Annotated in this window: 14 protein-coding genes; 8 read left to right on the top strand and 6 right to left on the bottom strand. The window is 53.7% G+C overall.

Features of this window, described 5'->3' with window-relative positions:
• Positions 1-276: 276 nt before the first annotated feature.
• Both R70331_RS31910 and R70331_RS21535 read left to right on the top strand, forming a co-directional pair.
• The gene (locus R70331_RS31910) at positions 277-447 is read left to right on the top strand and encodes a hypothetical protein (protein WP_167336649.1); all 171 of its coding nucleotides are present in this window, start codon (positions 277-279) and stop codon (positions 445-447) included.
• Between the two features lie 439 nt (positions 448-886).
• Positions 887-2,878, top strand: coding sequence for a Na+/H+ antiporter (locus R70331_RS21535; protein ID WP_042178947.1), 1,992 nt, complete (start codon positions 887-889; stop codon positions 2,876-2,878).
• 54 nt (positions 2,879-2,932) lie between these two features.
• Here R70331_RS21535 and R70331_RS21530 read toward each other — a convergent pair whose 3' ends face one another.
• Positions 2,933-4,258, bottom strand: a complete 1,326-nt coding sequence (locus R70331_RS21530) for a sugar phosphate nucleotidyltransferase (protein WP_042178944.1) — start codon at positions 4,256-4,258, stop codon at positions 2,933-2,935.
• Between the two features lie 13 nt (positions 4,259-4,271).
• Positions 4,272-5,087, bottom strand: a complete 816-nt coding sequence (locus tag R70331_RS21525; RefSeq protein WP_042178943.1) for a DUF6492 family protein — start codon at positions 5,085-5,087, stop codon at positions 4,272-4,274.
• 209 nt (positions 5,088-5,296) lie between these two features.
• Between R70331_RS21525 and R70331_RS21520 the strand changes: the two genes are divergently transcribed.
• A complete protein-coding gene (locus R70331_RS21520) occupies positions 5,297-6,058 on the top strand; it encodes a YheC/YheD family protein (protein WP_042178941.1) in 762 nt (253 codons plus the stop codon).
• A gap of 153 nt (positions 6,059-6,211) precedes the next feature.
• On the opposite strand, the gene R70331_RS21515 is transcribed toward R70331_RS21520, so the two are convergent.
• Complete coding sequence (locus R70331_RS21515; protein ID WP_042178939.1) at positions 6,212-7,705, bottom strand: DHA2 family efflux MFS transporter permease subunit; 1,494 nt, start codon at positions 7,703-7,705, stop codon at positions 6,212-6,214.
• 237 nt (positions 7,706-7,942) lie between these two features.
• Here R70331_RS21515 and R70331_RS21510 point away from each other — a divergent pair, with 237 nt between their 5' ends.
• On the top strand, positions 7,943-8,506 hold the full coding sequence (locus tag R70331_RS21510) for a TetR/AcrR family transcriptional regulator (protein WP_042178937.1): 564 nt from the start codon (positions 7,943-7,945) through the stop codon (positions 8,504-8,506).
• A gap of 6 nt (positions 8,507-8,512) precedes the next feature.
• Here the strand turns inward: R70331_RS21510 and R70331_RS21505 are convergent, their stop codons facing one another.
• Complete coding sequence (locus R70331_RS21505) at positions 8,513-9,481, bottom strand: bile acid:sodium symporter family protein (RefSeq protein ID WP_042178935.1); 969 nt, start codon at positions 9,479-9,481, stop codon at positions 8,513-8,515.
• 152 nt (positions 9,482-9,633) lie between these two features.
• Between R70331_RS21505 and R70331_RS21500 the strand changes: the two genes are divergently transcribed.
• Entirely contained in the window at positions 9,634-10,713 is a 1,080-nt protein-coding gene (locus R70331_RS21500; RefSeq protein ID WP_042178933.1) for an LCP family protein, read from the top strand.
• Positions 10,714-10,823: 110 nt separating this feature from the next.
• Here the strand turns inward: R70331_RS21500 and R70331_RS21495 are convergent, their stop codons facing one another.
• Positions 10,824-11,372, bottom strand: a complete 549-nt coding sequence (locus tag R70331_RS21495) for a hypothetical protein (protein WP_042178931.1) — start codon at positions 11,370-11,372, stop codon at positions 10,824-10,826.
• A gap of 408 nt (positions 11,373-11,780) precedes the next feature.
• On the opposite strand from R70331_RS21495, the gene R70331_RS21490 reads away from it, so the two are divergent.
• On the top strand, positions 11,781-13,661 hold the full coding sequence (locus R70331_RS21490; protein ID WP_042183015.1) for a beta-glucoside-specific PTS transporter subunit IIABC: 1,881 nt from the start codon (positions 11,781-11,783) through the stop codon (positions 13,659-13,661).
• Between the two features lie 10 nt (positions 13,662-13,671).
• Here R70331_RS21490 and R70331_RS21485 read toward each other — a convergent pair whose 3' ends face one another.
• Positions 13,672-14,715 (bottom strand): AraC family transcriptional regulator, encoded by a 1,044-nt coding sequence (locus R70331_RS21485; RefSeq protein WP_042178929.1) that lies wholly within the window; start codon positions 14,713-14,715, stop codon positions 13,672-13,674.
• 135 nt (positions 14,716-14,850) lie between these two features.
• Between R70331_RS21485 and R70331_RS21480 the strand changes: the two genes are divergently transcribed.
• Positions 14,851-17,445: a glycosylhydrolase-like jelly roll fold domain-containing protein gene (locus R70331_RS21480; RefSeq protein ID WP_042178926.1), complete on the top strand. Its 2,595-nt coding sequence runs from the start codon at positions 14,851-14,853 to the stop codon at positions 17,443-17,445.
• Between the two features lie 37 nt (positions 17,446-17,482).
• The gene (locus R70331_RS21475) at positions 17,483-18,934 is read left to right on the top strand and encodes a 6-phospho-beta-glucosidase (protein WP_042178924.1); all 1,452 of its coding nucleotides are present in this window, start codon (positions 17,483-17,485) and stop codon (positions 18,932-18,934) included.
• The last annotated feature ends 76 nt before the right edge of the window (positions 18,935-19,010 follow it).

Raw genomic sequence — 19,010 nt, 5'->3', positions numbered from 1 at the left:
TTCCTCCATTCGGATTAAGTGTAGGATTAGATGCGGGCAAGCCGAATAGAACAGCATAAATACTGTTTTCGGGCAGGCATAGGCAATGTTAACCGTTACAGATTAATCCACATGACTGGTCGGAGGCTCCTTTGTATACATCTCTGCGTTTCAGCTTACCATCTGGCAGAGCCGGAGACAACCGGCAATTCAATAGAGCTGCTCCTGCCCGGATACCGTTTAAAAAAAGCCCTGCCGGGTATTATGGGGTAACAGGAATGAAGGAGGTGTGAGGCCATGAATAAAGATCTGCCGCCCGAGCTTCCCCCGCAGATTGTTCCCGAGGTTGACCCGGAGCGGATACCGGAGCCGAAGCCAGCCGATATTCCGCCAGAGGTGGTTCCCCGTGAACATCCGGAAATCCCGCCAGCTGTACCGCCGGAGGTTCCGCCAACGCAGCCGCTGTAACAGCATTTTGAGCTGTGCATGGCTGTCAGTCGTACAATTGCAGAGCAAAGCGGACGCAACGCCGCATAATGACTCCTTTTCAGAGCTGGTCAAACGACAAGTGCTGGAGAGGAGTCATTATTTTGAATTAGCTACCGTTTCATAAGGGAAATAAGTGGATTTTAGGTACCTAATTTCAATAAATTAGGCTCCTTACAACATATAGGTGGAGAAAAGCAACCTAATCATAGTGTTACAGTCGCTTTGGTGGGATACGATGGTTTTAGGTGCGCTTTTTCCAACTAATCTATAAATTAAAGTGGAGGACAGAGGATTAGATGGCGAAAATCCACTTAATCTAACGGCAGCAATACCGATAAAAAATAAACAGCCTGTTTACATTCTGTTTGCATTGTTTGTTTACACTAAGCTTGACTAATAAGACGGAGGTAGAGAGCTTTTGGAATTGTTTGAATACATATTGCTGATGCTGGCGGCGCTTGCCGTATCTAATCTGGTGAACCGGTTTATACCGTCGGTCTCTGTGCCGATTATCCAGATTGCGCTGGGGGTGGCGATTACGCTGCTGCCTTTGCATTTCGAATTAACGCTGAATCCGGAGCTGTTCCTGCTGCTCTTCATTGCTCCGTTGCTGTTCAATGACGGTCGGCATGCCGATAAGGAAGCGCTCTGGAGTCTGCGGAAGCCGATTCTTCTGCTGGCGCTTGGGCTTGTCTTTGTAACGGTCGGCATTGTCGGTTACTTCGTGAACTGGCTGCTGCCGGTTATCCCGCTGGCTGCAGCCTTTGCCCTGGCGGCGGCTTTGGCGCCGACAGATGCAGTAGCGGTAGGAGCGCTGGAGCAGAAGGTGAAGATTCCCCACCGTACGATGCAGCTTCTGGAGGGGGAATCGCTGATTAATGATGCATCGGGCCTGGTTTCCTTCCAGTTTGCGGCTGCCGCGATGGTTACGGGAATGTTCTCATTCCGGTCCGCCGGGCTAAGCTTCCTCGCCATTTCACTCGGCGGCGTGGTGCTCGGACTGCTGCTCACGCTGATCAAATACGGTGTAGTCAAATGGCTGCGCAGGCTGGGGATGGAGAATGTTACCCTCCATATGCTGATTGAGATTCTGACACCTTTTCTGATCTTTCTGGCGGCAGAGGAGCTGGGGGTCAACGGTATCCTGGCTGTAGTTGCCGCCGGGATTGCCCATTCCTTTAATTATAAAAAAATGAATCCCGAAGTCGCCAAGCTGCGTGTAGTTTCCAAAAGCACCTGGTCAGTTATCATCTTTGTGCTGAACGGCCTGGTCTTCCTGCTGCTCGGTACACAGCTGCCGGAGATTATTCAAACCGTATGGAACAGCCCGGAAATCGGCAATGTGAGGGTGATTCTGTATACGCTGCTTCTTACATTAGCTGTACTCGGCCTTCGGCTGATCTGGGTGCTGCTGATGAAGGTGCCCGGAGACGAAGGAGCAGGCCGCAGCCCGCGTGCAAGCAGATTCAGAACTGCACTGATTCTCGCACTCTCCGGTGTACGGGGCACCATTACACTCGCAAGTACATTGTCCCTGCCTTTTTTTCTGGATGACGGCACGGCCTTTCCGTCCAGGGATCTGATCATTTTCCTGGCATCCGGCGTTATCTTGTGGACATTATTGGCCTCCAATTACCTGCTGCCGCTGCTTCTCGGGGCAGAGGCAGCGACGGCGCAGGAGGAAGAGGAAACGCAGGCTAAAATAGAGATTCTGCGAAGTGTAGTCGCCGGGCTGAATGATCTGTCCACGGAGCAGAACCGGCTGGCCTCCGTCCAGATTATTAATACGTATACTTCAAGAATCCGTATGCTCCGCAAGAGTGACCGAAAGGATGAAATACAGCGCTCCCTGGGCCTGCAGGTGATGAAATGGGAACGGGAGAACACGCTGCAGGTGCTTGAGATCAAGGAGGTAGACCCTTATACCGGCTACAGATATTTGAACCGGATTAACCGACTGCTGTTCATGCATACGCGCGATGCCCGGTATAAACGGGAGCTGTTCCCCGTCAAGCATTGGGATGAGGTGGTCGGTATTCTGCAGCAGGCACGGCTCAGCAGACGAGAACGACGCGCCGAGCTCAGCCGGCTGAGAATCCGCAACGTTACCTATGTGCTTGAGCAACTGAAAGGGCCGCTGCTGGAGGACGGGCCGGATATCGAGACGGTCAGCTCGTTCATCCTGCAGTATGAACGGATGCTGCTGCGGCTGACGCGGGGCGAAGCCTATTCCGGCAGCCGTGAAGATTATGACGAGTCGATCCGGGAGCTTGCGCGGATTGGTATTCAGCTGGAGCGCGACAGCCTGCAGGCGATGTTCGAGAGCGGCAGAATATCCCGCCAGGGTATGAAGGAAATGAAGCGGGACATTCTGTTCATGGAGCATGATCTGCGCGAAGAGGCAGTATAACGGCGGCGCCTGCCGCCGGTTCCCATCACAGGATGGACAGCCCAGTGGCCGTCATCAGGAGGTATAGATTAGACCGCTGTCAGCTTCACCAAGCGTCCGGATTTCGATAATTTCCATAGCGGCTGCAGCTCTGATTCCATGCTGCTCATCGCGGCCGAACGCGATTAAATCTCCTGCTGTTACCGCCATAAGCATTCCGTTCTGCTGGAGCAAGCCATGCCCGGAGACAATCCTCCAGTGCTTACCGGAATGCAGACCGGCAGCTTCAGTCAGCTCGTGATCCGGCAGGATACACAGCTTAACTGTCAGTATCCGGTCCGCACCGCTGGATGCCTGATCAAGTACGGTGTAGCTGCCCCAGCCGGTCTCCCCGTACCTGGGTGCGGCTGAATGCTCCTGCAGAACCGTTTTAATTGCATTAGCCTCATGGATGCCGGCAATCAGAATGCCTTCCGGACTTGCAGCGGCAATAATGCCGGGTACGCCAATCACATACAGCGGAATGTCTAATTCGTTGACGATTACAGTATTCTGCGATTCTCCCCAAATGCCGCCATGTCCGGTAACCATCCGGTCCAGCTCCGCTGTCAGGGCAGCCCAGCTTCCGAGATCGCTCCATTCCCCCTCATGCCTCAGGACTACAGCCCGGCTGCTGCGTTCGGCAATCTCTTTGTCGAAGCTGCGTACCGGCAGGCCGGAATACAGGCTGGCAAAAGCATCGTATTCAACCGGCAGGCCCATCTGCGCCAGCTGGGACAGCATAAAGCTTACCCGGAAAGCAAATACTCCGCAGTTCCAGAGAGCATGCTTACGGATCAGCTCTTCCGCCCGGCTGCTGCCGGGCTTTTCTGCAAAAGAAAGCACCGGGTCGCAGCCTGTGGAACCGCCTATCCCGGGGACAATATAACCATACTGGTCAGACGGATAGGCGGGCCTTGTCCCAAGTAAGGCAAGCTCGGCGCCGGAAGCTGTCAGCACGCCGGCAAAACGGTGGAATAACTGGAAGAAATCATCGTCCGCAAACATATCAGCCGGAGCCACGCATATCGTGTCCTCCGGCTGTGCTTTTCCTGTCGAACATAAATGGAGCACTCCAAGTGCGGCTGCCGTAAAAGTGCCGCGTTTATAGGGCTCCCCGATGACTGGATAGGTGCTGCCGGTGTAGCGCCGGACAAGAGCCTGCTGATCCTTATGTGTCACGAACAGGGCAGACTCGCCCAGTCCTGCCTCCGTGAGCTGGCGGCATACCCGGCTGAGCATAGATTCTGTGCCTCCGTCCGGTGCAGGGAGCAGATTAAGAAACATTTTGGACCGGATCTCTCCGGAGAGAGGCCACAGCCGCTGCCCGGAGCCGCCGCAGAGCAGAATGGTATGTTGCATACGGTAAACCTCCTTAGTGCCGGCCGGGAATGGAATAGCCCTTACGCTGATGGAAAGACAGAGAACGGTAGGTGCGGGCCAGCTTGCGGATTTGTTTTTCATTCAGGCTGGCTGCCGGACTGTGCAGAGATTTATTGTTGGCGCTTCTCAGCAGCACCGAAGTGCGGCTGTGGCTGTATACATAGTTGGCATACGTCTCATATTCGGAGAAGCCAAATTGCTTTTTCTTATTGATGCTGCGCATAATGGCCGCATGCCAGGGCAGGCCGTGCCGTGCTTCAATGCCATTTTTTAAAGCGGCCAGCTTCTGTTTTTCAAACAGCATGTAATGGGTCACAAAAGACCTGGGGGAAGGGGCGGCGCTCCCGAGCAGCTTCCGGTACGTACGGAAATATTCCGGCTGGCTCCAGTCCCGGCAATAAAAGACGGTTTTGCCTGCTGTGCGGAAGCGGTGGGGGCGGATCAGCACAGTGTCTGCGTCAATGACCAGAAAAAAGGCCTCGCGGCAGATGCGGTCTCCATTCATTTTCAGCAGCTGCTGATACAGCCAGCCGGACCGGTTCCAGCGTGAGGAGGAGTATTGGATGTCTCGTTTGGTGAACGGCAGCACAGTGGTTTCATCGACAAAAATACAATTTTTGCGTGCACACAATGCTTTGATTCTGCTGCTGGCCGGTGAGACGATGTAGATATGACTGATCGGATGGCGGACATAGCGGCGCAGGCTGTCAATTACAAAAGGGAGGGTCGCCAGATCCTTTTCAATAGCCGGGATCAGGACGTCGATAGGGGGCCCGCTTACCGCGCTGCCTGCTGAAGGTGCTGACATGGGATTCATCTCCGTGTGTGAATTGACACGTTAGCGTCTGCACTAAGGTATGCCTTGCAAGCTGACGGTGACAGGGCAAAAGCGACTTTAAAGATAATGCGCCGCCACTGGACAGATGGTTCATTCAACCGGAGCAGCCGCAGCATAAAATGCACTGTCATGTATATCAGGGGAGGCGGACTGTCTTACCCGGACAGGAGAGTGCAGATGTGAAGGTGAAGAAGGCAGACCCTCTGCAGAGTAAATGGTATAAGACCAAGCTGCTGCTGCAGAGCGGTTTCATTAAGCGCTATATTCCGGACACCCGGAGATTCAGCAGAAGCAACCTGGAGCAGATGATTTACAGCTACGGAATGATCTATGTCAAGCCTGAGCGGGGAACGTACGGGAACGGCGTAATCCGGGCTGAACGGGGAGAACGGGGGGGCTTTACCTACCAGTATGAGGAGACGGTCCGCCAGTTTGATACGTTCGAAGCCTTCCATAAAAGTCTGGCGAAGAAAGCAGGCCGCAGAAGATATCTGATTCAAAAGGGCATTCATCTGCTGAAGCATAACAGCCGCCGCTTTGACATCCGGGTGATGGTGCAGGTAAGTCCGAAGGGAGCCTGGGAGGCTACCGGCATTATCGGCCGGCTGGGACATCCGCGCAAAATTGTTACGAACTACCACAGCGGCGGCAAGCCGATGGCCATCGAAGCACTGCTCCAGAGCCATTTGTCCCCGCACCGGCTGGCCCGGCTGACAGAAGAGCTGAACACGCTTGGTGTGCGCATGGCAGCCCATATGCAGAAGACCTACCCGAAAATTCATCAGATTGGTGTGGATGTAGGTCTGGACCGGTCGCTGATCCCGTGGATTATTGAAGTGAACATGATGCCCGACCCGTATATTTTCAATCAGCTTAAAGACAAATCTATGTATAAAAAAGTAATGCGGTACCGGCGGGTACAGCTGAAAAAGAAACAATAAAGCAAGCAGCGCTAGTGCAGAAATATGGATATAAAAAAAGAGCCCAGCGGCGGTTTGCCGGCTGGGCTCTTTACTGCGGGCAGCGCCCGGTGGGGTGCGGATTAACAGTACAATAATGCCTGTGATGTGGCCCCCAGAGTGAGAGCTTGTGCCTCAGGCGTTCTCCACGGCTGCCTGCTTGAGCGGCCGGCCGGATTCTGAGCCTGCGGCCGGTCCGACCTTCTTAATGAAGAAGGAGAGCAGCAGGCCGAGGACACCGATCCCGACGATGACGAGGTAGGCATCGTTGATGCCCTGGATGGATGCTTCCATAATCATATGCTCCTGCGTGCCGCCTGTGGCAGCGCCTGCAGCCAGCATCTCCTTCATGTGTACGGTCGTGCGGCTCGTCATTACTGTAACCAGCAGAGAGGTTCCGACAGCGCCGGCTACCTGCCGGGTTGTATTGGAGATGGCCGTGCCGTGCGCATTCAGCTTTGACGGCAGCTGATTCAGGCCGAGAGTCTGGATCGGCATCAGCAGCAGCGCCATCCCGATCCGCCGGCCGGTAGACATCAGCACCAGATAAGTGAAGCTGGTCGAGTCGGTCAGGTTCACGAAGCCGAGCGTTGTGAGGATCATGATGAGCAGGCCGGTGACAGCCAGCCATTTTGCGCCGAACCGGTCGAACAGCTTGCCGGTGACCGGCATCAGAAGCCCCATAATCAGGGCGCCCGGCAGAAGCAGCAAGCCGGATTCAAGTGCAGTGTAGCCGCGGGCATTCTGCAGATAGAGCGGAAGGAGCATCATATCCGCATACATTACGATTGTAACGGCAACGCTGATAAGCGTGGTCAGGCTGAACATGTTGTATTTGAAGGCGCGCAGATCAAGCAGCGGGTTCTGCGAAGCCAGCTGCCGCCATATAAACAGGGCAAGCGCAACAATTCCCGTTCCTAGCGTCAGCAGAACCTCGCCGCTTGACCAGCCGCTGCCGGCTGCCTGGCTGAAGCCGTACAGCAGCATACCGAACCCGGCGGTGGACAGGACTACGCTGATCAGGTCAATTTTGGGATAAGTGCGCTCTGATACATTTCGCAGATAGAGAAATCCGCAGACGATGACGATGAGCGTCAAAGGAATCATGCCGTAGAACATGGTCTCCCAGCTGTAATGCTCCAGAATATATCCGGCCAGTGTCGGCCCGATTGCCGGCGCAAAAATAATTGCCAGCCCGACCATCCCCATCGCCGCGCCCCGCTTTTCCCGGGGAAAAAGGGCCAGGATGACATTGGTCAGCAGCGGCATTATAATGCCAGCCCCGGCTGCTTGAATCATTCGCCCGGTCAGAAGCACGGGGAAGCTTGAGGCTAGCGCCGAGACAACCGTCCCTGCCAGAAATACAAACATCGAGGTCTGGAACAGCTCACGTGTGGTAAAACGCTGCATCAGGAAGGCAGTAATCGGGATAAGTACCCCGTTAACGAGCATATAGCCAGTGGTCAGCCATTGGGCTGTTGCTGCGGTAATGCCGAAATCCTTCATTAGCCCCGGAACAGCAACACTCATAACCGTCTGGTTCAGCGTCGCCAGAAAGGCACCTAGAATCATGATGAACAAGATGGGGCCTTTTTTTATGAAATTATTGTTTTCTGTTACTGTGCTCATTTCAAGCCATCCTTTCCTGTTACCCATACTGCATGGACTTAATTTACAGTGTGTTGTATAGTTTACAAAGCATAAAACATATTATAATTGAAAATTTCATGTAATCAAGCGACGTTTTCAGAAAATGTGTAAAGTAATTGACGGTCTGCTGAGGACTGTAGTCTAACTTGAGCAAATGAGACATTTTCACGTGAATTGTAGTCTGATTTTTTAGAGTGAGGGAGTGGAGAGAACAGGATGGATAGTGAAATGCCGCGTATCGATCCCCGCGTACTGCGCACGCGCCAATTGCTGAAGAATGCACTGATTGAATTGCTGGAGGAAATGGATATTGAGAAGATTTCAGTAAACCGTATTGCTGAGCGGGCGGGGATTAACCGGGTGACCTTTTATCTGCATTACCGGGACCTGCCGGATATGCTGGAGAGAATGGCGGATGAGATGGTGGAGGATATTTATAAGGTGGTAAGCAGTCATCCCGAACAGGCTTCAGGGGAGGAGTGGCCGCTGCTGGAGAGCCTGCTGAAGCATATTGAGGCTAACTCGCGGTTGTATAAGGTTACATTGACCTTTAGGCACAGCACGATTTTTACGGACAGGCTGGTAAAATTGATCGAGGATATGATTACTTCACGACTTGCACGCCAAGGGGAGACTCCGGAGTCAGCAGTACAGCGGGATATTGCGCTCTGGTACGGCTCTGCAGCGCTAATCGGCACTATTGTCAAATGGCTGCGCAGGGATATGCCTTATACCCCTGCGTACTTAGCCAGACAGATTACGCTGCTGCGCTCGCGATAACCGCGGCTAGGCCGCTGAGGTCCGGTCTGCCGGATGGCTGACTTTGGAGCGCCGGCCGAGTATGAAGCCGGCCAGTGAAGCGAGCAGCTGCTGGAATACCATGCCGAGAACTACCGGTACGGCAACCGGGGCCGGGAAATAGGATACAGCGAGGACGGCACCGGCGCTGATATTGCGCATGCCGCCATTGAAGATCAGCGCGACCTCGTCAGCTTCATTCCAGCGCAGCAGCCTGGCGGTCAGGAAGCAGAGAACATAGCCGGTGGAGGCCATGAACACGATTACGGCTGCCAGCCCGACCAGCTTGAGGTCAATGTTAGCCAGATACGGCGAGATAACCGAGCCGTTAATCATAATGACAACAGCCATGAACAGCTTGGAGAAGGGATTCAGGCGCGGGCTCCAGACGGGGGCGACGGCACCCTTGCTCCATTCATTGAGTGCCATTCCAAGCAGCGAAGGCACTACAATCATCCAGAAGAGGCTGTTCATCATCGCCCATGTATCCATCTCCACGCTCGTTCCGATCAGTACAGACAATACCCCCGGGACAATAAACGGGGCAAGCAGGGTATCGATAAGAATAATGGAGAGAGTAAGGGCGGTGTTGCCTTTATAGATGCTGACCCAGATAAAGCTGCTGATCCCGGTAGGGATGACAGCGGCCAGCACCAGGCCGGTAATGGTAAAGTGATCTGTATAATACAGCAGATTTCCGAGCCCGAAAGCGACCAGCGGCATCGCAATATGCAGGATAAACAGACAGACGAACAGGGGCAGCGGTTTTTTGAGTACATTTACGAAATCCTTGACACCAAGGCTGATGCTCCCGGCAAACGTCATAAAGGCAAACAGCCAGGGGGATAAGTGAGTATAAGGGGTCAGGGCGCTGCCGCAGAGCACTCCGGTAAGCACACTAAGCGGCGTAATTAACGGCATCATCCGGTTAAGTATGCGGTTCAGCTTGAGAAGCATGTTATGACATCCTTTTTCAGTAGGGTTCCCTTATTATACACCTTTTGCCGCATCGTGCATGTGAGACTATGCTTTTTGAGGACCTCTGGCAGCGTATGGTATAATAGTTGTCGACTTATAATAGTTAATACATAGCAAGCAGGAGGAAGGGAATGGATCAACGGAGTAAGAGAAGGAAAGTGCAGCTCGGCAAAACACGTAAACGCACTGTGCTGATCACCACGTCTGCTATACTCGGCACTTGCCTGATTGCCGGTGCGGTATATGCCGGAACACTGTATTATAAGACAGAACGGGCATTGGACCGGATTTCGGCATCGGGCACAGCCCCGAGTGGAACAGCCGGAACGGCATCGCCTGCCCCGGAAGCTTCGGCTGCTGCAGATGCTGCTGCCGGAGAAGAGATGAACAAGCCGCTTACGTTCCTGCTGGCCGGCGTCGATAATAGAAGCGGCAGCGGCGGGACGATGAACACGGATGTCATTATGCCGGTTGTCTATGAACCTGCTACCAAACGCTTGTCCATATTGTCTATTCCCCGGGATATGAAGCTCACCAGCAGTGAGCTGGGAACGCACAAGGCGAACTATTACTATGCCTATTATTATGCCCATAACAAGGGCGAAGACCTGCAGAAGACGAGAGAGTTTTACGGCAGCCTGCTGCAGATGGATATTGATCATATGATTCTGGTTAATTTTGCAGCCTTCAGCAGTATCGTCGATGAGCTGGGCGGGCTGGATATTGACGTGCCGATGGATATGCGGTATGTCGATAACGCGGACGGCACCAATATTAATCTTAAAAAAGGGATGCAGCATCTGAACGGCAAGGAAGTGCTCGATTTCGTCCGCTACCGCAAATCCAACCGCGGAACGGCGGAATCCTCTGACTTTTCCCGGAATGAGCGGCAACAGGAAGTGCTGAACCTGATCCTCGACAAGCTGGATTCTGTGAACGGGTTAACCAAGTTGGGCGAGATTATTGATATTCTCGGCGATAATATCCGTACGGATATCGGCAAGGATCAGTTGATCAGCTGGATTCTGAACTACAAAACGATGAAGCCTGCCGCAACGGAGCTAATCACGCTGGAATCGGAATGGAAGAGCCCTTATGTCTATGCGAATCAGGAAGATCTGGTGGAGAAGCTGGAGAAGCTGCGCAGCCCGCTTGGCCTGCCTGCACTGGATAACTCTCAGCTGCTTCGAGATTTCGGTATTCTGAAATAATGCTTTTTCAAAAGGCAACACAAGAAAAGGGAGCTATTCTCCATAAAGCGGAGAGCAGCTCCCTCTTTTTAAATACAGGTGTTCTTTTCAAATACAGATTTAACGTAGGTTTAACCCCTCCTCCGGAGGGACCGGACAATCGTTGCAGCTGTTAATATGCCGATGACCACTAAGCCGCCGATGGTCCAGGCATCGATGGACGTATTCTCAGCCAAAGTGCTGTTATCTCCGGGCGGCTGTGGAGCAGGCAGCAGTGCGATCTCTTTATTCTGCAAATACTCCGGCGCGGCAGAATCGCTGCTGATTAACGCAGAAGGTGAACATAACGGATTTTCCCACTCCCCGTCCGTCTGCTTAAGATAGAACAGGTAGTCCTTTCCAGTCTCGCTCGGTCCGTTGAGCGCCCCCCAGGTGATATTCTCCTTCAGGATGAGCGACCGCTCCGTTATTGTTTTGAAGCTGCGCTTAACCGTGACATGGATCTCATTGGAGGAATCGTCGTTACTCCGGGACACCTTATCCACCTGTCCAATCACGATACCGTCGTAATAATCATAGGCTTGTTCAACCGTCTGAAATTCGGCACAGGATAAGGCACTCGATCTGCCGGCAGGCAGGAAAAGGATGATTAAAAGAGCAAGCAGGGCTGCTCTGCGCATAAGGGTTCACCTCCATAATACTTATCTGACGGTTGTTTGAGGGGGAAGGTTGCAGCCGTCTTCCGCTTATTGGAAACTTTTTCCGCCCCGCAGTCCGCCATCCCAACCCCTCCTGCATTACACCCAAGCATCTCCGTAACCGCTTTACCTAACCTTAAGTTTGGTAAGTAAATTGATTAAGAACTGACGATACCTTACCTTGTCCCCGTTTGTTATCATAGCCTTGTAAGGGTATTCAAGGGTAAAGGCCTAACCTGGAAATATCCGCTTCAGCTTCATTGTAAACGCTCTACGGTACATGCTATACGCTTAATTGGAATGATCGGCATACTGGGATGAAATCCTATGAAGCAGCAGATGCCGGCGTTTTCCATCATATCCTTTTTTCAGAAACAGGGAGGGTCTATTATGGACAGTCAGAAATTAGCGGGGGAGATTATCCGGAATGTCGGGGGCAGGAGCAACATCAGCCACCTGGAGCATTGTGTCACCCGGTTAAGATTTACGCTTAAGGATGAATCCGCCGCCCAGACGGACACGATCAATAATCTGGACGGCGTTATGACAGTGGTCAAAAGCGGAGGCCAATACCAGGTTGTCATCGGCAACAAGGTAAAAGAGGTCTATAAAGAGGTCACGGACCAGCTCGGCGGAGCAGTCTTGTCGAATGATGCAGAAGCAGCGCCATCCGGCAAAAAGAAAAATGCCTTTAACCGCTTCGTCGATGTAATCGTCGGCATTATCTCACCGATCATCGGCCTGCTGGCCGCTGCCGGGATTATCAAGGGGATGCTTGGTCTGGCCACTGCACTGGACTGGCTGGCGGCAACAGACGGCACTTATATTCTGCTGAATGCGCTTGGAGACGGGCTGTTCTATTTCATGCCGATTATTGTCGGCTTCTCGGCCGGCCGGAAATTTAACGGCAATCCGTTTATTCCGGCAGCCATCGGCGCCGCGCTGGTCTATCCGGCGGTCATTACCGCCTATAATGCGGGTGACAGCCTGACCTTTGCCGGGATTCCGGTTGTGCTGGCCAGCTACACCTCGTCACTGTTTCCGATTATTCTTGCCGCCTGGGTTGCGGCGAAGCTGGAACGATGGTTTGAACGCAAGCTTCCCGCCTCCCTGAGGCTGTTCTTCGTACCGCTCTTTACCATTCTGATTACCGGGATTCTGACCTTCCTGCTGGTGGGTCCGGTGCTAACGGAAGCGAGCAGCCTGCTGGCAGATGCGACCATGTGGATTTATAACCTCAGTCCGGTCGTCGCAGGTGTTGTTCTCGGCGGGCTGTGGCAGCTGATTGTCATCTTCGGCCTGCATTATGCTTTTATCCCGGTGCTGATCAACAATATTACAACGCTCCAGTATGATCCGGTGAATGCGATTCTGAGTGCCTCTGTATTTGCCCAGGTTGGTGCGGCGCTCGGGGTGTTCCTGAAGTCAAGAAATGCGAAGGTGCGCAGCATTGCCGGTCCGGCCGCCATATCCGCCTTCATGGGTGTAACAGAGCCGGCGATTTATGGGATCTCGCTTCCGTACAAAAAGCCTTTTGTCATGGCGGGAATTGCCGGGGCTGTAGGCGGCGGTATTACTGCGGCGATGAGTGCGAAGATGTTCGGCTTCGGCGGCGGGGGGATTTTTGCAGCTCCGATGTTCATTAATCCTGCAGGGCTCGACAACAGCTTCTATGCCTATGTCATTGCAAGTGCGGTGGCCGTTGTTATCGCAGCCGTGCTCACCTATCTGTTCGGCTTCAAGGACAAGCAGGAGACTCCAGCGGCAGCGCCGGCAGCATCCGGGGCAAGCAGCACAGCACCAGCGGCGGGTACGAAAACCCAGGTCTACAACTCCATTCAAGGTACGATTATCCCGCTCAGTGAGGTGCCGGACGAAGCCTTTGCAAGCGGGGCAATGGGCAGCGGTTATGCCGTCATTCCGGCAGATAATAAGGTTTACGCGCCGTTCGACGGTACGGTAGTAACCGTGGCGAACTCCAGGCATGCGGTTGCAATGGTGTCGGATGACGGTGTGGAGCTGCTGATCCATATGGGGATTAATACGGTTAAGCTGAAGGGCGCGCCGTTTGAGCTTAAGGTTCAGGAGAACGATGTCGTCCAAAAAGGCCAGCTGCTGGCCATTGTCGACTGGAACATGATCCGGGACAACCAGTTCGAGGTGACGACCCCGGTAATTGTTACTAATACAGCCGAGCATGAATCGGTTGAGCTCAAGGCAGACCGCAGCAGCGAAGTTAAGATAGGCGAGCTGGTACTGAGCATCCGCTAATAAAACTGCACTACCGGTGCTGCTTGCGGTAATCGCTCGGAGTCTGGCCGTAATAAGCCACGAATTTTTTATAAAAGAAGCCGAGATTGTTATAGCCGACCTCACCGGCCACCTCCTCCACAGTAAGCGAAGTATTGGTCAGGAGGAGGCCGGCGCTGGTCATCCGCTGAATCTGCACAAGCTCCTTGAACGTTCTTCCGGTCGCTTTTCTCAGATAGCTGCTAAAGTAATTGGGATGGAAATTGAAATGCTCGGCTACGGAGATCAAGGTGACGTCCTTGTAATGGTCCTCCAGGTATTTCAGGATCTTGATCAGATTAGCCTTGCCGTTATCATCACCGTAGTCCTTGTCCTGACCGCCCTGGAACGACTGCAGCAGCTTGCTGAACACAATAACCATATAGGATTCGATAATCTCCTTGGAGCAGAAGCCCGGATCAAAGGTCTCGCACATCAGGCTCTCCATCGTCTCCTTGAAGGAGGTTTCATTCCCGGTATGAAAAATAATGTGGCGGTTGTGATTATGAATCTGCGAGATCGCATTGACGATGAAATTGGAAATGATCCCGGTCGTCGCCAGCCTGCTCAGAAAACCTGTGGTGAAGAACGGCTTCAGCATAATGAGATTGATGATGATATCGTCCTCGGTTGTTTCGAGAATGGTATGCGGCACATTGGTATCGAGCATGCACAGATCACCCTCCCGCAGGGTAACGTGTTTGCCGTCGATAATCTGCTTGCACTGGCCGGAGTAGACGTAATTGATTTCCACGTAGTTATGGATATGCATCGGAATTTTACTGTAGCGGGAATGCTGGCGGATCGTCATCTGGTTGATGTGAAAAGAGTTAGTAGAGTTAGCGGGAAATTTGGAGTCTCTCCATGCATGGGTTGAATAAGGGTCCAGATCCAGAATGTACACCGGGCTTCCGGTGATGTTAACCGTCCGGTTCATTTGTTCGAATATAAGCAGGCCCTTGTCAGGGTCCTTCCGGTGACGGTGCTCGCTTTCCGACAGCTCGGACAGCCGCCGCCTTAATTCATCTCTCTGCATAGCTGAGGTCCCCCTTTGTCCAAAGATAAGATCAACTATATGAAGTTAAGTTTGGTAAGTCAAATTAATAATCCGTGTTCCAGCGGGAACAGATAGATATATATATATATACGAAATAGACAGGAGTGGAGCATTATGAGAAGACTTACTGAGGTTCTGGACAATAAACAGGAAAACTACGTGCTTCCTTTTCTGTGGCTGCATGGAGAGCCGGAGGCGCTTTTAAGAGAATCGGTCGCTAAAATTCAGGAGTCCGGCATACACGCCGTCTGCGTGGAATCCCGGCCGCACCCCGATTTCTGCGGTGAGGGCTGGTGGCGCGACATGGACATTATTATGGATGAGGCCCGCCGCCGTGATATGAAGGTATGGCTGCTGGACGACTCCCATTTTCCTACGGGCTATGCGAACGGAAAGATCAAGTCCGATCACCCGGAGCTGGTCAAAAAATACCTCAAAATCCACCAGCTCGATTTCACCGGTCCGCTGCAGGACGCCTCTTTTCTCGTAAAATGGGGCAGCCCCGGCAACCGGATGAGCCTGACTGCAACGCCGAAGGCCGTGAACGATAAGATTCTAAGCATCATCGCCGCCCGGAGAACTGGTGAGAACAGCGTCGATCCGGCGAGCTTCGTGGATATCAGCTCCCATGAGCAGGACGGCGTGCTCTACTGGGACATCCCGGAAGGAGACTGGCGGATCTTTATCCTGCTGGAGACGATTCACGGCGGTGAGCCGCACACCGAAGGCTATCTGAATCCGCTTGATCCTGAAGCTGTAAAAGTGCTGATTAACGAGGTCTACGAATCGCATTATGCCCGTTATGCGGCGGATTTCGGCCGGACGTTTGCCGGATTTTTCTCGGATGAGCCGCGGTTCGGCAATATGCACGGGGCCTTCGGCTCGATAGGCCGGACAGAAATGGTGCTGCCTTGGAAGGAAGGCCTGCAGGACAGGTTCACTGGTGAGGAACGGCTGCTGCTGCCGCTGCTCTCAACCGTGGAGGCAGAGGGTGCAGAGCACGCCATCCGCTACAAATACATGGACATTGTAAGCCGGATGTATGGTGAAGCGTTCACCGGAACGCTGGCGGCCTGGTGCCGGGAGCACGGGGTAGAGTATATCGGCCATCTGATCGAGGACAACAATGCGCATGCGCGGCTCGGTTACGGGGCGGGACATTTTTTCAGAGCGATCTGGGAGCAGGATATGGCCGGCATCGACGTGGTGCTGAACCAGATTATGCCCGGCATGGACAAAGGCCCGTTCAAATCGATGACGGCGAAGGGCTGGGACGGGGAGTTTTTCCATTACGGACTGGCTAAGATGGGCGCATCCCTCGGCCATCTCGATCCCAAAAAGCGGAACCGCACGATGTGCGAGGTCTACGGGGCTTACGGCTGGGCGGAAGGCATCAAGCTGATGAAGTGGATTACCGACCATATGCTGGTGCGGGGCGTGACCCATTTTGTACCCCATGCCTTTTCGCCAAAAGAGTTCCCCGATCCCGACTGCCCGCCGCATCTCGATGCCAGAGGCCATAATCCGCAGTACCGGTTCATGAGCGTGCTGTTTGATTATCTGAACCGGGTCAGCCATCTGCTGAACGGAGGGCAGCATGTTGCTAATGTTGGATTGCTGTATCATGCGGAAGCGGAATGGCTGGGTGAGTATATGCTGTTCCAGAAGCCGGCAAAGGAGCTGGCGCAGCATCAGATCGAATTTGATGTTATTCCGGCGGATCTGATTGCACAGGCTGAGCTTGGCAGCGGCACGTATACGATTAACGGACAGATGTTCAGCGCGCTGGTCATCCCTTATGCCGAGGCACTGCCGCAGACGCTGCTGGAGCGGGTTAAGGTGTTCACGGATGCCGGTATCCGGGTGCAGTTCATTGACGGTCTTCCGGTGAGAAACGAGCACGGGGAGCAGGTGGACGGTGCGCTAGTGGAGCAGGCGGCGGTATGCGGGCTGGAGGATTTTACGGCTCAGCTGATAAAAGAAAATCATCACGATGTGCACACCTCAGAGCATCAGCCGTACCTGCGCAGCTATCATTACCGTCAGGCCGAAGGTGATGTGTACATGTTCTTCAATGAAGATCCTTACAAGGTGATTGAGACAACGGTGACGCTGAGCGGGGATCGTCCGGTTATTGCCTATGACGGCTTCACCAATCAGGTTAAGCCGGTATCGCAGTCGCAGGCCGATGGCAAAACTGCAGTTCAGCTGGTGCTGCATCCGTATGAATCCATTGTGGTGCTCGAGAGCCGGGAGGCAGCGGAAGCGGCTCCGCAGCAGGCAAATGAGGCCGCAGAAATCGGTGGAGAATGGAGCGTTTCTTTTGCCACAGCCACAGCTTATCCGTCCTTTTCTGCAGAGCAGACACTGGTATCGCTGGGGGACATTTCCAGAGTGGAAGGCAAGGCACGGTTCTCCGGAACGATGCGTTATGAGCTGGCGTTTACTTTGGAGGAAGCAGCTCCGGCCAATGCCGTGCTTGATCTGGGACGCGTGTATGAAGTAGCGGAGGTTATGCTTAACGGCCAGCAGCTGGGGGTCAAAATCTGCCCGCCGTACATCTTTGATGCAGGCAGCGCGCTGGTTGTTGGCGAGAACCGGCTGGTGATTGAGGTAACGAATAACCTCGGCAAGCAGGAGCAGGATTTCCTGTCCCAGTACATGATCCACGAGCCGTCAGGGCTGCTGGGTCCGGTGGTGCTGCGGTAGGTAGTAGCTGAAACAGAAGCAGAAGGAGCATAATAACATGTCAAAATATACTTTTCCCGCAGGGTTCCTGTGGGGCGGCGCAATTGCGGCCAATCAGACGGAGGGGGCTTACCGGGAGGGCGGCAAAGGGCTGACCACGGTGGATCTGATTCCGTCCGGGCCGCAGCGCTGGCCTGTGATGGGCGGGAAGCTGGATGCTTTTGAGCCGCAGCCTGGGCTGATGTACCCGTCGCATGAAGCGATCGGCTTTTATCACAGCTATAAAGAGGATATTGCCCTGTTCGCCGAAATGGGCTTTAAGGCGCTGCGTGTGTCGGTGTCCTGGGCGCGGATTTTTCCAGACGGAAATGATGCTGAGCCGAATGAGCCGGGGCTAGAGTTCTATGATAATCTGTTTGATGAGCTGCTAAAGTACGGGATACAGCCGGTGGTAACGATCGCGCATTTCGATGTGCCGGTTCATCTGGTGCAGACGTACGGAAGCTGGAGAAGCCGCGAACTGGTGGGGTTGTTTGAGCGGTATGCTATTACGCTATTCACACGCTATAAGGACAAAGTGAAGTACTGGATGACCTTCAACGAGATTAACATGCTGCTGCATCTGCCGTTTGTCGGCGCGGGGCTGGTCTTTGGTGAGGGGGAGGATAAGCGGCAGATCCAGTATCAGGCGGCCCATCATCAGCTGGTGGCGAGCGCGCTGGCGGTGAAGGCTTGTCATGAGCTTATACCTGATGCGCAGATTGGCTGTATGCTGGCCGCCGGCTCGACTTATCCGTATGTGTGCAATCCGGAGGATGTGTGGGATGCCATGAACAAAGACCGCGAATCATTTTTCTTCATCGATGTCCAGTCCCGCGGGGCGTATCCCGGCTATGCCAAGAGGTTCTTTAAGGATAAAGGAATCACGGTTGAGATGGAGCAGGGCGATGAGGAGCTGCTGAAGCACAATACGGTGGATTACATCGGCTTCAGCTATTATGCCAGCCGGACTGCCAGCACGGACCCTGAAGTGCTGGGCCGGATGACCAGCGGCAATGTATTCGGCTCGGTCGATAATCCGTATCTCCAGAAGTCAGCCTGGGGCTGGACGATTGACCCGCTCGGCTTCCGCATTACGGCCAATCAGCTGTATGACCGCTACCAGAAGCCGCTGTTTGTGGTCGAGAACGGGCTGGGTGCTGCCGATGAACCCGGTCCCGGCGGTGAGGTAGCCGACGACTACCGGATCGACTATCTGCAGCGGCATATTGCCGCCATGGGCGAAGCGATTGAGGACGGAGTGGACATTATCGGCTACACCAGCTGGGGCCCGATTGATCTGGTCAGCGCCTCAACCGGCGAGATGAACAAGCGCTATGGCTACATCTACGTCGACAAGGACAACGCCGGCAACGGTTCGCTGCAGCGGAGCCGGAAGAAGAGCTTCCACTGGTACAAGCAGGTGATTGCCAGTAACGGCGGGGATCTGTCAGTGGATGGGCTGGATTAGGATAAGCCGCATAGGATGAAAGCCAGAAAACACCTCCAAGAGGGTAAGCTCTATCGTTCGATAGAATTATCCATGG

Source organism: Paenibacillus sp. FSL R7-0331, assembly GCF_000758645.1.
GTDB classification, from domain to species: Bacteria; Bacillota; Bacilli; order Paenibacillales; family Paenibacillaceae; genus Paenibacillus_AQ; species Paenibacillus_AQ camerounensis.
The sequence above is the reverse complement of the archived record's forward strand: the minus strand, read 5'-3'. Positions and strand labels throughout refer to the sequence as shown.

Coding starts and splice junctions, on each gene's coding strand:
- R70331_RS31910 (WP_167336649.1), top strand. CDS start 277: ATGAATAAAGATCTGCCGCCCGAGCTTCCCCCGCAGATTGTTCCCGAG.
- R70331_RS21530 (WP_042178944.1), bottom strand. CDS start 4,258: ATGCAACATACCATTCTGCTCTGCGGCGGCTCCGGGCAGCGGCTGTGG.
- R70331_RS21525 (WP_042178943.1), bottom strand. CDS start 5,087: ATGTCAGCACCTTCAGCAGGCAGCGCGGTAAGCGGGCCCCCTATCGAC.
- R70331_RS21515 (WP_042178939.1), bottom strand. CDS start 7,705: ATGAGCACAGTAACAGAAAACAATAATTTCATAAAAAAAGGCCCCATC.
- R70331_RS21510 (WP_042178937.1), top strand. CDS start 7,943: ATGGATAGTGAAATGCCGCGTATCGATCCCCGCGTACTGCGCACGCGC.
- R70331_RS21505 (WP_042178935.1), bottom strand. CDS start 9,481: ATGCTTCTCAAGCTGAACCGCATACTTAACCGGATGATGCCGTTAATT.
- R70331_RS21500 (WP_042178933.1), top strand. CDS start 9,634: ATGGATCAACGGAGTAAGAGAAGGAAAGTGCAGCTCGGCAAAACACGT.
- R70331_RS21495 (WP_042178931.1), bottom strand. CDS start 11,372: ATGCGCAGAGCAGCCCTGCTTGCTCTTTTAATCATCCTTTTCCTGCCT.
- R70331_RS21490 (WP_042183015.1), top strand. CDS start 11,781: ATGGACAGTCAGAAATTAGCGGGGGAGATTATCCGGAATGTCGGGGGC.
- R70331_RS21485 (WP_042178929.1), bottom strand. CDS start 14,715: ATGCAGAGAGATGAATTAAGGCGGCGGCTGTCCGAGCTGTCGGAAAGC.
- R70331_RS21480 (WP_042178926.1), top strand. CDS start 14,851: ATGAGAAGACTTACTGAGGTTCTGGACAATAAACAGGAAAACTACGTG.
- R70331_RS21475 (WP_042178924.1), top strand. CDS start 17,483: ATGTCAAAATATACTTTTCCCGCAGGGTTCCTGTGGGGCGGCGCAATT.